The organism is Streptomyces sp. NPDC043908 (genome assembly GCF_056435525.1).
Genome location: NZ_JBWKEI010000002.1, coordinates 333,264 through 345,295 on the forward strand (window position 1 = coordinate 333,264; position 12,032 = coordinate 345,295).

Consider the following 12,032-nt stretch of genomic DNA (forward strand, 5'->3'; position numbering starts at 1 on the left):
AATCGCGTTCGGCGGGGGGATTCGAGTAGCGTTGCCGACCATGCGTCTCGTCATCGCCCGCTGCTCCGTCGACTACGCGGGCCGCCTCACCGCCCATCTGCCCTCCGCCACCAGGCTGATCCTGGTGAAGGCGGACAACAGCGTCTCCATCCACGCGGACGACCGGGCGTACAAGCCCCTCAACTGGATGTCTCCGCCCTGCACCCTCAAGGAGGGGACGGCGGACGGTGTCGACGTCTGGACCGTGGTGAACAAGGCGGGCGAGAAGCTCATCATCACGATGGAGGAGATCCTCCACGACTCCTCCCACGAGCTGGGCGTGGACCCGGGCCTCATCAAGGACGGCGTGGAAGCGCACCTCCAGGAGCTGCTCGCGGACCGCATCGAGACGCTGGGCGAGGGGTACACCCTGATCCGCCGCGAGTACCCGACGGCGATCGGGCCCGTCGACATCCTCTGCCGGGACGCGTCCGGCGGGACGGTGGCGGTGGAGATCAAGCGGCGCGGCGAGATCGACGGGGTCGAGCAGCTCACGCGCTACCTGGAGCTGCTCAACCGCGACCCGCACCTGGCCCCGGTACGGGGGGTGTTCGCGGCGCAGGAGATCAAGCCGCAGGCGCGGGTGCTGGCGACGGACCGGGAGATCGGGTGCGTGGTGCTGGACTACGACGCGCTGCGCGGCATCGAGGACGACAAACTCCGCCTGTTCTGACCTCGGGCCCCGGCCCCGGTTCCTTGGGTGATCTGCGGCCCGGTGGTCGCTGGTCGCGCAGTTCCCCGCGCCCCTGAAGAACGGGGCTTCGCCCCAAACCCCGTGGTCATCTGCGGCCCGGTGGGGGCTCGTCGCGCAGTTCCCCGCGCCGCTACGGGGCGGGCTGCGCCCCGAGGTCAGCCGGTGCGGTCGGCGGAGTTGCCTCAGGGGCGCGGGGAACTGCGCGGCCGACCCCCACCCACCCGCGGACGACCGGCAACCGCCGGAGGCTTTCGGGAAGGGGCGGGGTGGGGGGCCTACGCCGAAGGCGACGCCGCCGGGGCGGACGCGCTGCCGCTCGGGGTCGTCCCGCCGGACGCGGACGACCCCGTGGTCGCCCCCGAAGTCCCGTCCGTCCCGCCCGTGGACGTCCCGCCCGTACCCGACCCGCCCGTCGTGGTCTCCCCGCCGGTGGTCGACCCGCCGGTCGTGGTCGAGCCGCCCGAGGTCGAGCCGGTGGTGCCGCCATCCGACGTGCCGCCGCTGGACGTCGTCCCGCCGGTCGAGGACGTACCCCCGGTGGGCGACCCGGTCGTGGACCCCGTGGTCCCGCCCGTGGACGTACCGCCCGTGCTCGTGGTCCCTCCCGTCGTGGACGATCCGCCCGTCGTGGACGACCCTCCCCCGGACGTCGAGGGCTTCCCCGTCGGCTTCGACGGCGACCCCGAGGGCGTGGACGGCTTCCCCGAGGACGTCGACGGCGACGAGGGGACCGAGGACGGAGACGTCCCGGGCACGCCGTGGTGGACCGGGGACGAGGACGGCGGCGTCGCGGAACCGCCCCCGGACCGGGGACGCCTCGTCGCCGGCGGCGTCGGGCTGTCCGCCGGAAGACCCACCTCCCCGCCGTCCCCCTCGTCCACCGACTGCCGCTGCTGCTCGACCTTGTCGTCGGGCGCGTCCGAACCGGAGGTCGCGCCCAGCGTCACCACCGTGCCCAGGACCGCCGCCAGCACGGCTCCCGCGCCCGCCGCCACCAGGTTGCGGCGCGTGCCGGTGAACAGCGTCCGCTTGGCCGACCCGGGCGTCGCGCCGGGTATCAGTACGGTCGGCACGCCCTCGGGGGGCGGTGCCGGGGCCAGGGCGAGGGCCGGGAACGGCACCGGGGCCGGAACGCCCGCGGGCGGCGACTGGGACTCCTCGTGGCGCGCCGCCGGGACCTCGTCGCCGGACGGGGTGCGGCCGCCCGAGACCACCACCGCCGGGTGGCCGGAGCGGTCCTCGACCAGGGCCAGCGCGCGGCGGCCCGCGACCGTGCCCCGCTTGTCGGAGAGCGCGCCCTTGAGCCCGATGGACGCCTCCAGTTCGGCCCGGGCGCGGTCGACGTTGCCGGCGCAGAGCGCGAGGACGCCGAGTTCGTGGTGGAAGTACGCCTCGTCGGCCACCTCGCCGGTGAGCCGGGCCGCGGCCGAGCCGATCCGCAGCGCCCGCTCCCACGCTCCCCAGTGCAGCCCCGCCGCGAACGCGGGCGCCGCGCTGCGGGCGAGCCGCACGGCCGTGGCGGGGTGCTCGGCGCCGTCGCCGGGCACCAGCGCGGCCAGGGCGGCGAGCACCGCGTCCGCCTCGGCCGCGGCCCGCTCGGGCGTCACCGAGGGGTGGCCGGTCCACCAGGCGTAGTGGCGGGCGGCGGTGTGCGCCCGCTCCGCGGTGCCCTCCTCGGACTCCCCGTACCCGGCGGCCTCCAACTGCGTGAGCACGCCCGCCGCGAGCCGGTAGCGCGTACCGACCGGGGAGAGCAGCCCGCAGCCGAGCAGTTCGCCCAGGGCGGCGTCCGCGTGGGTGTCGCCGACGAGCGCCGGCAGGTGCGCCTGGTGCGGCACCTCGCCGCCGAGCGCGACGGCGAACCGCAGGGTCTCCCGGGCGGCCTGGCCGAGCCGGGCCGCGAGCGGCGCGGCGGGTGCGGCGCCCTCGCCCAGCGACGGCAGCGGCATCTCGCGGCCCTCGGCGGAGAAGACCGACAGGTCCTCGGGCCCCTCGACCGGCAGCCCGAACTCGTCGAGCGGGGCGCCCTCGCCGCGCAGCCCGTCCCGCTGCCGCAGCAGCGCGCCCGCCTGGACGAACCGCAGGGGCAGGCCCTCGGACTCGAACCAGAGGTCGCCCGCCCAGTTGGCCTCGTCGTCGGTGAGCGGCCGGTCCACGGCCTGCTCCAGGAGTTCCAGGGAGGCGGCGCGCCCGAGCCCGGTCAGCGGGAGCTCTTCGAGCGCGGACTCGGCGAGGGGCGCGGCGACGTCGGGTGTCGCGGCGAGGAGGAAGGCGCATTCGGGGGTGGCGGAGAGCAGTTCCTCCAGGGCGGCGCCGCCGAACTCCAGGTCGTCGACGACGACGATCGCCCCGATCTCGCGGACCTGGTCGTGGAGCCCGGCCCGGTCGGGCCGGTGCAACGGAGAGCGGTACACCGTCGCGTACAGCTCGTGCAGGAGTTCCTGCGGGGTGCGGCGGTGGCCGCTGAGGCGGACGACGCCGTCGGGGGCGAGGCCGGCGCAGTCGGCGGCCACCGCGTCGAGCAGGGCGGTGCGCCCGGAGCCGGCGGGGCCGGTGAGCCGGACGGAACGGCCCCGGCCCAGCAGGCGCACGAGCCGCTCGCGCTCCTCGTCGCGCTCCAGCAGGACCGGCGCGGGCGCCGCGGGACCGGCGGGTACGGGGGGCCTGAGCGCCCGTTCCCGCTCGGTGCGTTCGGTGGCGGAGCGGCGTTCGGGCCGGCCGGGTATCTCGCCCGGCGGGCAGGCGGCTATCTCGCTGCCGTCGACGGGGTTGACGGTGAGCAGGAAGTCGCCCGAGACGAGCCGGACCGTGCGCGCGAGTGAGGCGGCGCGGGTGCCGAGTTCGGGGGTGACGGCGGCGCGTTCGCGCTCCTTGCGCGGGGCCGCGGCGCCCTGGCCCGGTCCGTGTCCGTCCTGCTCGTCGTCGAACTCGTCCGGTCCCCGGGTGTCCATCGGGTTCATGGTGAAAGCCCCCCAGATGCGCCTGCGTAACCTTGCCCCACCCGGCCGCTACGCACTGCGCTGTCGCTCTGGTCCGGTCCCCGCCGCAGGGATGTCGACCGGCGGGAGACCGCACCCTAAACCTTCGCCCAGTATCGCCGAACGGGCGGGGTGCCAACCCGCCCAGAGCGTCACAGTCCGGTGAGGATTGCGTGCGGAGGACCGGCTTCCACATGATCTGCACCAGTGCCGCACAGGCCGTGCGCAACAGACGTGCGCGACAGAGCGGCGGGAGGGCGGCGTACCGGCGTACGGCGGGGGCGCCGCGCGCGCTCACACGCGCGGCAGCGCCTCCGCGGCGATGCCGCCCTCGATGGCGAGGATGCGGTGCAGCCGGGTCGCCACCAGCAGGCGCTGCATCTGGGGCGGGACGCCCCGCAGCACCAGCCGCCGGCCGCAGCGGCCGGCCCGCCGGTGGGCGCCCATGATCACCCCGAGGCCGGTGGCGTCCCAGGAGTCCAGCTCGGTCAGGTCGAGCACCAGGTCGCCGGCTCCGTCGTCGACGGCCGAGTGCAGGACCGTACGGGCGTCCGCCGCGCTGCGGACGTCGAGGCGGCCCCCGACGACCAGCTCGACGTGGTCGCCCCTGATGTGCATATGAACTCCCCGGAGTGCTCCGTATGCCTGTCTGCCTGTCGTCTCTTACTGCACCAACTGACTGCACAGACCGCAGGGAAGTTGCCGTCTGTAAGCGAACCGATACCTAATTCACCCCATGGAGTGATTCCGGGGCAAGGGGAGGTGAGGGCGCGTCAATCAGTGCTTGTAGAAGCCCTGCCCGCTCTTGCGACCGATGTCACCGGCGTCAACCATCCGGCGCATCAGCTCCGGCGGCGCGAACTTCTCGTCCTGCGACTCGGTGTAGATGTTGCTGGTGGCGTGGAGCAGGATGTCCACGCCGGTGAGGTCGGCGGTGGCCAGCGGGCCCATCGCGTGGCCGAAGCCGAGCTTGCACGCGAGGTCGATGTCCTCGGCGGTGGCCACGCCCGACTCGTACAGCTTGGCCGCCTCGACGACGAGCGCCGAGATCAGCCGGGTGGTGACGAAACCGGCGACGTCGCGGTTGACGACGATGCAGGTCTTGCCGACGGACTCGGCGAACTCCCGGGCGGTGGCCAGGGTTTCGTCGCTCGTCTTGTAGCCGCGTACCAGCTCGCAGAGCTGCATCATCGGGACCGGCGAGAAGAAGTGCACACCGACGACCCGCTCGGGGTTCTCGGTGGCCGCCGCGATCTTGGTGATCGGGATGGCGGAGGTGTTGGAGGCGAGCACGGTGTCCGCGCGCACGATCTTGTCGAGCGTACGGAAGATGTCGTGCTTGACCTCCAGCTTCTCGAAGACGGCCTCGACGACGATGTCGGCGTCGGCGGCGGCGTCCAGGTCGGTGGTGGTGGTGATGCGGCCGAGCGCGGCCTCCGCGTCCTCGGCGGCCAGCCTGCCCTTGCCCACGAACTTGTCGTACGAGGCCTTGATGCCGTCGGTGCCCCGGGTCAGCGCCTCGTCGGTGACGTCACGCAGCACGACGTCCCAGCCCGCCTGCGCCGAGACCTGCGCGATGCCCGAACCCATGAGTCCGGCCCCGATGACGGCGAGCTTCCTGGCCACTTCACACCCCTTTGACGGCTTACTGATACGGCTCTCCGGCGGAGGCTATCGGCCGTGAGGCGTCTTGGGAGCCGTAAGAGATGCGCGTCACGTCTCAGATGACGGACATCACACCAAGACGGGTGAGCGGCGTCTCACCGAAGGCCCCCCGGAGCCCACCGCTCGTCCCCTACCGCGTACTTGGGCGGGGAATGTCCGTCCCGTTCGGACCGGGCCGTGACGGTCGGCACACGGGCGTGGCGGCGGGCCCCCGCGTAACTAGGCTGACCCCATGGTCAATCTGACGCGCATCTACACCCGCACCGGCGACCGGGGCACCACGGCCCTGGGCGACATGAGCCGGACCCCCAAGACGGATCTGCGGATCTCGGCGTACGCGGACGCCAACGAGGCGAACGCGGTGCTCGGCACGGCGATCGCGCTCGGCGGTCTCGCCGAGGAGGTCGTCCAGGTCCTCACCCGCGTGCAGAACGACCTGTTCGACGTGGGTGCGGACCTGTCCACGCCCGTGGTCGAGGAGCCGAAGTACCCGCCGCTGCGGGTGGAGCAGTTCTACGTCGACCGGCTGGAGGCGGACTGCGACCGGTTCAACGAGCGGCTGGAGAAGCTCCGCAGCTTCATCCTGCCGGGCGGCACCCCGGGCGCCGCGCTGCTGCACCAGGCCTGCACGGTGGTGCGCCGCGCCGAGCGCTCCACCTGGGCGGCCCTGGAGGTGCACGGCGAGACGATGAACCCGCTGACCGCCACCTACCTCAACCGCCTCTCCGACCTGCTGTTCATCCTGGCCAGGACGGCGAACGTGGAGACCGGGGACGTGCTGTGGGTGCCGGGCGGCGAGCGGTAGCGCTCGGTTGGGAGGGCGGTGTTCCGGGTGAGGGCCGCCGGTCAGTGGCGGGAGCGGGCCGGCTCCGCCTTCTTCGGGAACAGCGTGTAGCTGAGCGCGATGACCAGGTTGACGCCGATCACCCAGAGCATCCGCTGCTGCCACATCCGCAGGGACTCCACGTCCCCCTCGCCTCCGACGTACCAGATCGCGCCCTGGAGCAGGGCGATGGCGAGGACGGCGGCGAGCGTCCAGCGGGCGGCCGTCCGCCACTCGTGGACCGTGCGGGCCGTGCCGCCCGCCGGCGCCTTCGCGGGGCGCGGGCCGCCCGCGAAACGGTGGGCGAACCAGGCGTCGCACCGCTTCACCAGCCCGTGCCCCATCGCCACCGAGAAGCCCAGGTACACGGCGGCGAGGCCGTGCTTGAAGTCGGGCTCGGCGCCGTTCCTGAGGTCGATCACGGTGACCGCGAGGAGCAGTGCCTCGAGCAGCGGTTCGCAGAGCAGCACCGCCACCGAGGTCCTGGGCATCTTCGCGAAGTAGCGCAGCGCCAAACCGCCGGTGAGCAGCACCCAGAAGCCCACCTCGCAGATGACGATCAGGGTGACGATCACGGCGTTCTCCTCGCTCGGCTCCTGGTCCGTACTCCTCCAGCGTCGGCGCCCGGTCGCGCCCGCTCGTCGTCGGCAGTGAGGAAACGGCACTGCATCCTTCGGTGTACCGAAGGGGGCGGGGGTTCCGCCGGTGCGGGGAGGTCCGGGGCGGTGACGCCGTGTTTCATGGGTATGTGAACCGCCTCCCCCGCCCGCACCGCCACGACGTCCTGATCGCCGCCGTCGGGCTGGCGGGCGGCCTCGTGCTGTGGGCGCTCGGGCTGTTCTCCGGGGGCAGCGGACTGCTCGGCCGGGGCTGGACGCTGCTGCCGCTGGCGGTGACGGCCGCGCTGGAGCTGATGCGCCGCACCCGCCCGCAGACCGCCCTCCTCTGCGGTACGGCCGCGATCGTCGGCGACCAGTTCACCTCGGGCAGCCTGGCGACGGTCCTGATGTTCACCGACCTCGTCTACGCCGCCGTCCTCTACGGCACCCCGGCCGCCGCCCGCCGCATCCCGGTCACCACCGGCCTGGTCACCGTGGCCACGACCCTCGGCTACCTCGCCTGGTTCCGCACCCCGCAGGCCCTGCTCCTGGGCATCCTCACCGGTCTCGTCAGCTTCGCGCCCGCCACCACCGGCGCCCTGGTGCGCAACCACCGCGACACGGCGGAGGCGGCCACCCTGCGGGCCGAGCAGACCGCGCTGCTCGCCGAGCTGGACCGCGCGCAGGCGGTGGTGGCCGAGCGCGCCCGGATGGCCCGTGAGCTGCACGACCTGGTCGCGGGCCACCTCTCGGCGATCGCCATCCACTCCACGGCGGCGCTCTCGCTCGACGAGCCCGCCACCACCCGCCGGGCGCTCACGGTGATCCGGGAGAACAGCGTGGACGGGCTCGCCGAGATGCGCCGCCTCATCGGGCTGCTGCGCGACAGCGGCGCCGACGACGAGCCCGCCGCCGCGCCGACGCTGGCCGGGCTGGACGCGCTGGTCGCCCAGGCGCGTACCAACGGCGCCTCCAGCGGACTCGGCTTCACGCTCCGGGACGACCGCCCGGCCGGGGCGGCGCTGCCCGCGCCGGTGGAGCTCGCCGCGTACCGGATCGTCCAGGAGTCGCTGACCAACGCCCTCAAGCACGCCTCCCCCGGCACGGTCACCGCCTCGCTCGCGCACACCGGGCGGGCGCTGACCGTCGAGGTGAGCAGCCCGTACGGTGGGGGACGGCGTCCGGGGCCGCGGGCGCCCGGGTCGGGGGCGGGTCTGGTGGGGATGCGGGAGCGGGCGGTGCTGCTCGGCGGCAGCTTCGCCTCGGGGCCCGAGCCGGCGGCGGACGGCCGCGAGATCTGGCGGGTACGGGCCGAACTGCCCCTCAGGGAAGGCGAGTCGCGAGCATGACGATCCGGGTGCTGGTCGCGGAGGACCAGTCGGCGGTACGGGCCGGGCTGGTCCTGATCCTGGGCAGCGCCCCGGACATCGAGGTGGCCGGGGAGGCCGCGGACGGCGAGGAGGCGGTGCGCCTGGCCCGGGAGCTGCGGCCCGATCTGGTCCTGATGGACGTGCAGATGCCGCGGCTCGACGGGGTGTCGGCGACCCGCCAGGTGGTCTCCGAGCGGCTGGCGGACGTGCTCGTGCTGACGACGTTCGACCTCGACGAGTACGTGTTCGGGGCGCTGCGGGCGGGGGCCGCGGGGTTCCTGCTGAAGAACACCGACGCCCGGGACCTGATCGAGGCGGTGCGGACGGTGGCGCGCGGCGAGGGCATGATCGCCCCGGCGGTGACCCGGCGGCTGATCGCGGAGTTCGCCGCCCCCGCGTCGGCACGGACCCCGGCCGAGCGCCCGGCGGCGCTGGACACGCTCACCCGGCGCGAGAGCGAGGTGCTGTCGTGTCTGGGCGAGGGGCTGTCGAACGCGGAGATCGCCGCGCGGCTGACGATGGCGGAGGCCACCGTGAAGACGCACGTCAGCCGGTTGCTGGGCAAGCTGGAGCTGCGCAGCAGGGTCCAGGCGGCGGTGCTGGCGCAGGAGTTGGGCCTCTGAGGACGGCTTCCGGCCGTTGGTCTGGACCTCTTGACGCTTGGTCCAGACCTTTCTACGCTCACGGCACTGCTGTGTGAGCGTGCCCACACCGTGGCCGTGCGCTCACCGGGCGGAGCAAGGTCCCACCCCCACACCCGTCGGACCTCACTCGAGGAGCTTCCTTGAGCACTCCCACGCGCATCCGCACCCGCACCCGCCTCAGAACCCGCGCCGCCGCCACCCTCACCGCGCTGGCCCTTCCCCTGGCCGCACTCGTCGGCCTGGCCGGCGCCTCCCCCGCCGCGGCCGCCGCCTCCGCGACCGCCACCTACACCAAGACCCAGGACTGGGGCTCCGGCTTCGGCGCCCAGTGGACGGTGAAGAACACCGGCACCACCGCGCTCAACTCCTGGACCGTGGAGTGGGACTACCCCTCGGGTACGTCCGTGACCTCGTCCTGGGACGCGGACGTCACCCATGACACCAACCACTGGACCGCCAAGAACAAGGCGTACAACGGCACGCTCGCGCCCGGCGCCAGCGTCACGTTCGGCTTCAACGGCGCGGGCTCCGGCTCCCCCTCGGGCTGCAAGCTCAACGGCGGCTCCTGCGACGGCGGTACGACCCCGCCGGGCGACAGCCCGCCGTCCGCGCCCGGCACCCCGAGGGCGAGCGGCGTCACCAACACCTCGGTGAGCCTGGCGTGGACCGCCGCCACCGACGACAAGGGCGTCAGGAACTACGACGTCTACCGGGGCTCGTCGAAGATCGCCACGGTGACCGGGACCACGTACGCCGACACGGGCCTGACCGCCGGGACGACCTACACGTACAGCGTCACCGCGCGCGACACCGCCGACCAGACCGGCCCGGCCTCCGGCTCGGTCACCGTCACCACCACGGGCGGCGGCCCCGGCCCCGGGCCCGGCCCCGGGCCCGGCCCCGGCTCAGCGGTCAAGCTCGGCTACTTCACCGACTGGGGCGTCTACCAGCGCAACTACCACGTGAAGAACATCGTCACCTCGGGCTCTGCGGCCAAGCTGACCCACATCAACTACGCCTTCGGCAACGTCACCGGCGGCCAGTGCGCCATCGGTGACGCCTACGCCGACTACCAGAAGACGTACGACGCCTCCTCCAGCGTCGACGGCACCGCGGACACCTGGGACCAGCCCGTCGCGGGCAACATCAACCAGTTGCGCGAGCTGAAGAAGAAGTACCCGAACATCAAGGTGCTGTGGTCGTTCGGCGGCTGGACCTGGTCGGGCGGCTTCGGCGCGGCGGCGGCCAACCCCACCGCCTTCGCCAACTCCTGCTACAACCTGGTCGAGGACCCGCGCTGGGCCGACGTCTTCGACGGCATCGACATCGACTGGGAGTACCCCAACGCCTGCGGGCTCTCCTGCGACACCAGCGGCCCGGCCGCGCTGAAGAACCTGCTGGCCGCGGTGCGCGCCAAGTTCGGCCCCTCGAACCTGGTGACGGCGGCGGTCACGGCCGACGGCTCCGCGGGCGGCAAGATGGACCAGGCCGACTACGCCGGAGCGGCGAGCTACGTCGACTGGTACAACGTGATGACGTACGACTTCTTCGGTGCCTGGGACGCGAAGGGCCCCACGGCCCCGCACTCCCCGCTCACCTCGTACAACGGCATCCCGATCGCCGGCTTCGACACGGACTCGGCGATCCAGAAGTACCGGGGCAAGGGTGTCCCCGCGAGCAAGCTCAACCTGGGGATCGGGTTCTACGGCCGCGGCTGGACCGGCGTCACCCAGGACGCCCCGGGCGGCACGGCGACGGGCCCGGCGCCCGGCACGTACGAGCAGGGCATCGAGGACTACAAGATCCTCAAGAACACCTGCCCGGTGACGGGCACGATCGCGGGCACGGCGTACGCCCACTGCGGCTCCAACTGGTGGAGCTACGACACGCCGTCGACGATCGCGGGCAAGATGGCGTACGTGAAGTCCCAGGGCCTCAAGGGGGCGTTCTTCTGGGAGTTCAGCGGGGACACGTCCGGGGGCGAGCTGATGACGGCGATCGACTCCGGATTGCGGTAACCCGCCCGGACCGGCATCGGGGCGAGGGCTCGTCCCCCTCCCCCGGTGCCGCCCCTTCGTCCGCGGGCCGGTGGTCCGCCGTGCCCACCCGTTCCGCCCCGGCGGAACGACTGCCCACAGCGGGGGTGCCCGAGGGGCGCGGGGAACTGCGCGACCGGCCGACCACGGCGCGCGGACGAAACGAAACAGGGGTCCCGGGCGAAGCCCCGGCTAAGCCACGTTGACCCGCTGCCCCGGCGGGGCCGCCTCCAGCCACGCCAGGAAGCCCGTCAGCGCGTCCTCGCTCATCGCCAGCTCCAGGCGCACCCCCCGGTGCGTACAGCCGAGCACGATCGCGTCGGACAGGAGCGCCAGCTCCTCCTCCCCCGCCGGCTTGCGCCGGGTCACGACCTCGATCGCCGAGCGCTCCAGGAGCCGCCGCGGCCGAGGCGCGTAGGAGAAGACCCGGAACCACTCGATCCGGTCACCGCTGTACCGCGCGACTCCGTACACCCAGCCCTTGCCGCCGGGATCGCCGCCCTCGGGCACGTCCCAGCGCAGACTGCAGTCGAAGGTCCCGCCGGAACGCTGGATCAGCCGCCGGCGCAGACCGAAGACGAAGAGTCCCACCAGTACCAGCGCGACGACCAGGCCGCCCACAAGCAGAACGAGGGTCATCTACACCGACCTCCTCGCTCCATTCGGGGCCGGGGGATCGCCCCGGTCACTTGTGCCTGCATCGACCTCAGCCGCGGCCGGGTCCGGAAGACTCCAGACCCGTGACCGCGGCTGAGGGCAAAACTCCTCGGCGGGGTGCTAGCGCACCGACACCGTACGCAGCCGGACCTCGGCGCGGCGCTCGGCGGCGCCGTCCTCGGCCGACTTGGCGCTCTCCAGCGCACGCTCGGCGCGCTGGACATCGATCTCGTCCGCGAGCTCCGCGATCTCCGCCAGCAGGGAGAGCTTGTTGTCCGCGAACGAGATGAACCCGCCGTGCACAGCGGCGACGACGGTGCCGCCCTCGCTCGTACGGATGGTCACCGGGCCGGACTCCAGCACTCCGAGGAGCGGCTGGTGACCGGGCATGACGCCGATGTCGCCGGACGCGGTACGCGCGACGACCAGGGTGGCCTCGCCGGACCAGACACTGCGGTCCGCGGCGACGAGCTCGACGTGCAGCTCAGCAGCCAAGGTGGGCTCCTCGGGTCACCACCCGGCGGTTG

The 12,032-nt window shown here is 73.3% G+C and carries 11 protein-coding genes; 5 read left to right on the forward strand and 6 right to left on the reverse strand.

Translation table 11 applies throughout. The annotated features are described in order from the left end of the window. Positions 1-40 precede the first annotated feature (40 nt). Positions 41-712, forward strand: coding sequence for an endonuclease NucS (gene nucS / locus AC069K_RS05750; RefSeq protein ID WP_358833290.1), 672 nt, complete (start codon positions 41-43; stop codon positions 710-712). Between the two features lie 296 nt (positions 713-1,008). Here nucS and AC069K_RS05755 read toward each other — a convergent pair whose 3' ends face one another. From AC069K_RS05755 to AC069K_RS05765, 3 genes are all read right to left on the reverse strand, one after another. Beyond that, positions 1,009-3,693, reverse strand: coding sequence for an ATP-binding protein (locus AC069K_RS05755; protein ID WP_478612392.1), 2,685 nt, complete (start codon positions 3,691-3,693; stop codon positions 1,009-1,011). A gap of 312 nt (positions 3,694-4,005) precedes the next feature. Beyond that, positions 4,006-4,329 (reverse strand): STAS domain-containing protein, encoded by a 324-nt coding sequence (locus AC069K_RS05760; RefSeq protein ID WP_067163978.1) that lies wholly within the window; start codon positions 4,327-4,329, stop codon positions 4,006-4,008. 159 nt (positions 4,330-4,488) lie between these two features. Further along, the gene (locus AC069K_RS05765) at positions 4,489-5,337 is read right to left on the reverse strand and encodes a 3-hydroxyacyl-CoA dehydrogenase family protein (protein ID WP_358833292.1); all 849 of its coding nucleotides are present in this window, start codon (positions 5,335-5,337) and stop codon (positions 4,489-4,491) included. A gap of 271 nt (positions 5,338-5,608) precedes the next feature. Here AC069K_RS05765 and AC069K_RS05770 point away from each other — a divergent pair, with 271 nt between their 5' ends. Continuing rightward, a complete protein-coding gene (locus tag AC069K_RS05770) occupies positions 5,609-6,181 on the forward strand; it encodes a cob(I)yrinic acid a,c-diamide adenosyltransferase (protein ID WP_365102360.1) in 573 nt (190 codons plus the stop codon). Positions 6,182-6,222: 41 nt separating this feature from the next. Here AC069K_RS05770 and AC069K_RS05775 read toward each other — a convergent pair whose 3' ends face one another. Beyond that, the gene (locus tag AC069K_RS05775; protein WP_478612397.1) at positions 6,223-6,774 is read right to left on the reverse strand and encodes a hypothetical protein; all 552 of its coding nucleotides are present in this window, start codon (positions 6,772-6,774) and stop codon (positions 6,223-6,225) included. Positions 6,775-6,947: 173 nt separating this feature from the next. Between AC069K_RS05775 and AC069K_RS05780 the strand changes: the two genes are divergently transcribed. The 3 genes from AC069K_RS05780 to AC069K_RS05790 all read left to right on the forward strand — a co-directional run bounded on the left by AC069K_RS05780 (position 6,948) and on the right by AC069K_RS05790 (position 10,830). Beyond that, entirely contained in the window at positions 6,948-8,147 is a 1,200-nt protein-coding gene (locus AC069K_RS05780) for a sensor histidine kinase (RefSeq protein WP_478612400.1), read from the forward strand. Continuing rightward, positions 8,144-8,791 (forward strand): response regulator, encoded by a 648-nt coding sequence (locus tag AC069K_RS05785; RefSeq protein ID WP_478612403.1) that lies wholly within the window; start codon positions 8,144-8,146, stop codon positions 8,789-8,791. Before AC069K_RS05780 ends, AC069K_RS05785 begins: the two co-directional genes overlap by 4 nt. A gap of 161 nt (positions 8,792-8,952) precedes the next feature. Then, entirely contained in the window at positions 8,953-10,830 is a 1,878-nt protein-coding gene (locus AC069K_RS05790) for a glycosyl hydrolase family 18 protein (RefSeq protein ID WP_478612406.1), read from the forward strand. A 210-nt stretch (positions 10,831-11,040) separates the two neighbouring features. On the opposite strand, the gene AC069K_RS05795 is transcribed toward AC069K_RS05790, so the two are convergent. Both AC069K_RS05795 and AC069K_RS05800 read right to left on the reverse strand, forming a co-directional pair. Then, a complete protein-coding gene (locus AC069K_RS05795) occupies positions 11,041-11,487 on the reverse strand; it encodes a DUF2550 domain-containing protein (RefSeq protein WP_358833297.1) in 447 nt (148 codons plus the stop codon). A 138-nt stretch (positions 11,488-11,625) separates the two neighbouring features. Beyond that, positions 11,626-12,000 (reverse strand): F0F1 ATP synthase subunit epsilon, encoded by a 375-nt coding sequence (locus tag AC069K_RS05800; protein ID WP_358833298.1) that lies wholly within the window; start codon positions 11,998-12,000, stop codon positions 11,626-11,628. Positions 12,001-12,032 lie beyond the last annotated feature (32 nt).

Coding starts and splice junctions, on each gene's coding strand:
- AC069K_RS05755 (WP_478612392.1), bottom strand. CDS start 3,693: ATGAACCCGATGGACACCCGGGGACCGGACGAGTTCGACGACGAGCAG.
- AC069K_RS05760 (WP_067163978.1), bottom strand. CDS start 4,329: ATGCACATCAGGGGCGACCACGTCGAGCTGGTCGTCGGGGGCCGCCTC.
- AC069K_RS05795 (WP_358833297.1), bottom strand. CDS start 11,487: ATGACCCTCGTTCTGCTTGTGGGCGGCCTGGTCGTCGCGCTGGTACTG.
- nucS (WP_358833290.1), top strand. CDS start 41: ATGCGTCTCGTCATCGCCCGCTGCTCCGTCGACTACGCGGGCCGCCTC.
- AC069K_RS05785 (WP_478612403.1), top strand. CDS start 8,144: ATGACGATCCGGGTGCTGGTCGCGGAGGACCAGTCGGCGGTACGGGCC.
- AC069K_RS05770 (WP_365102360.1), top strand. CDS start 5,609: ATGGTCAATCTGACGCGCATCTACACCCGCACCGGCGACCGGGGCACC.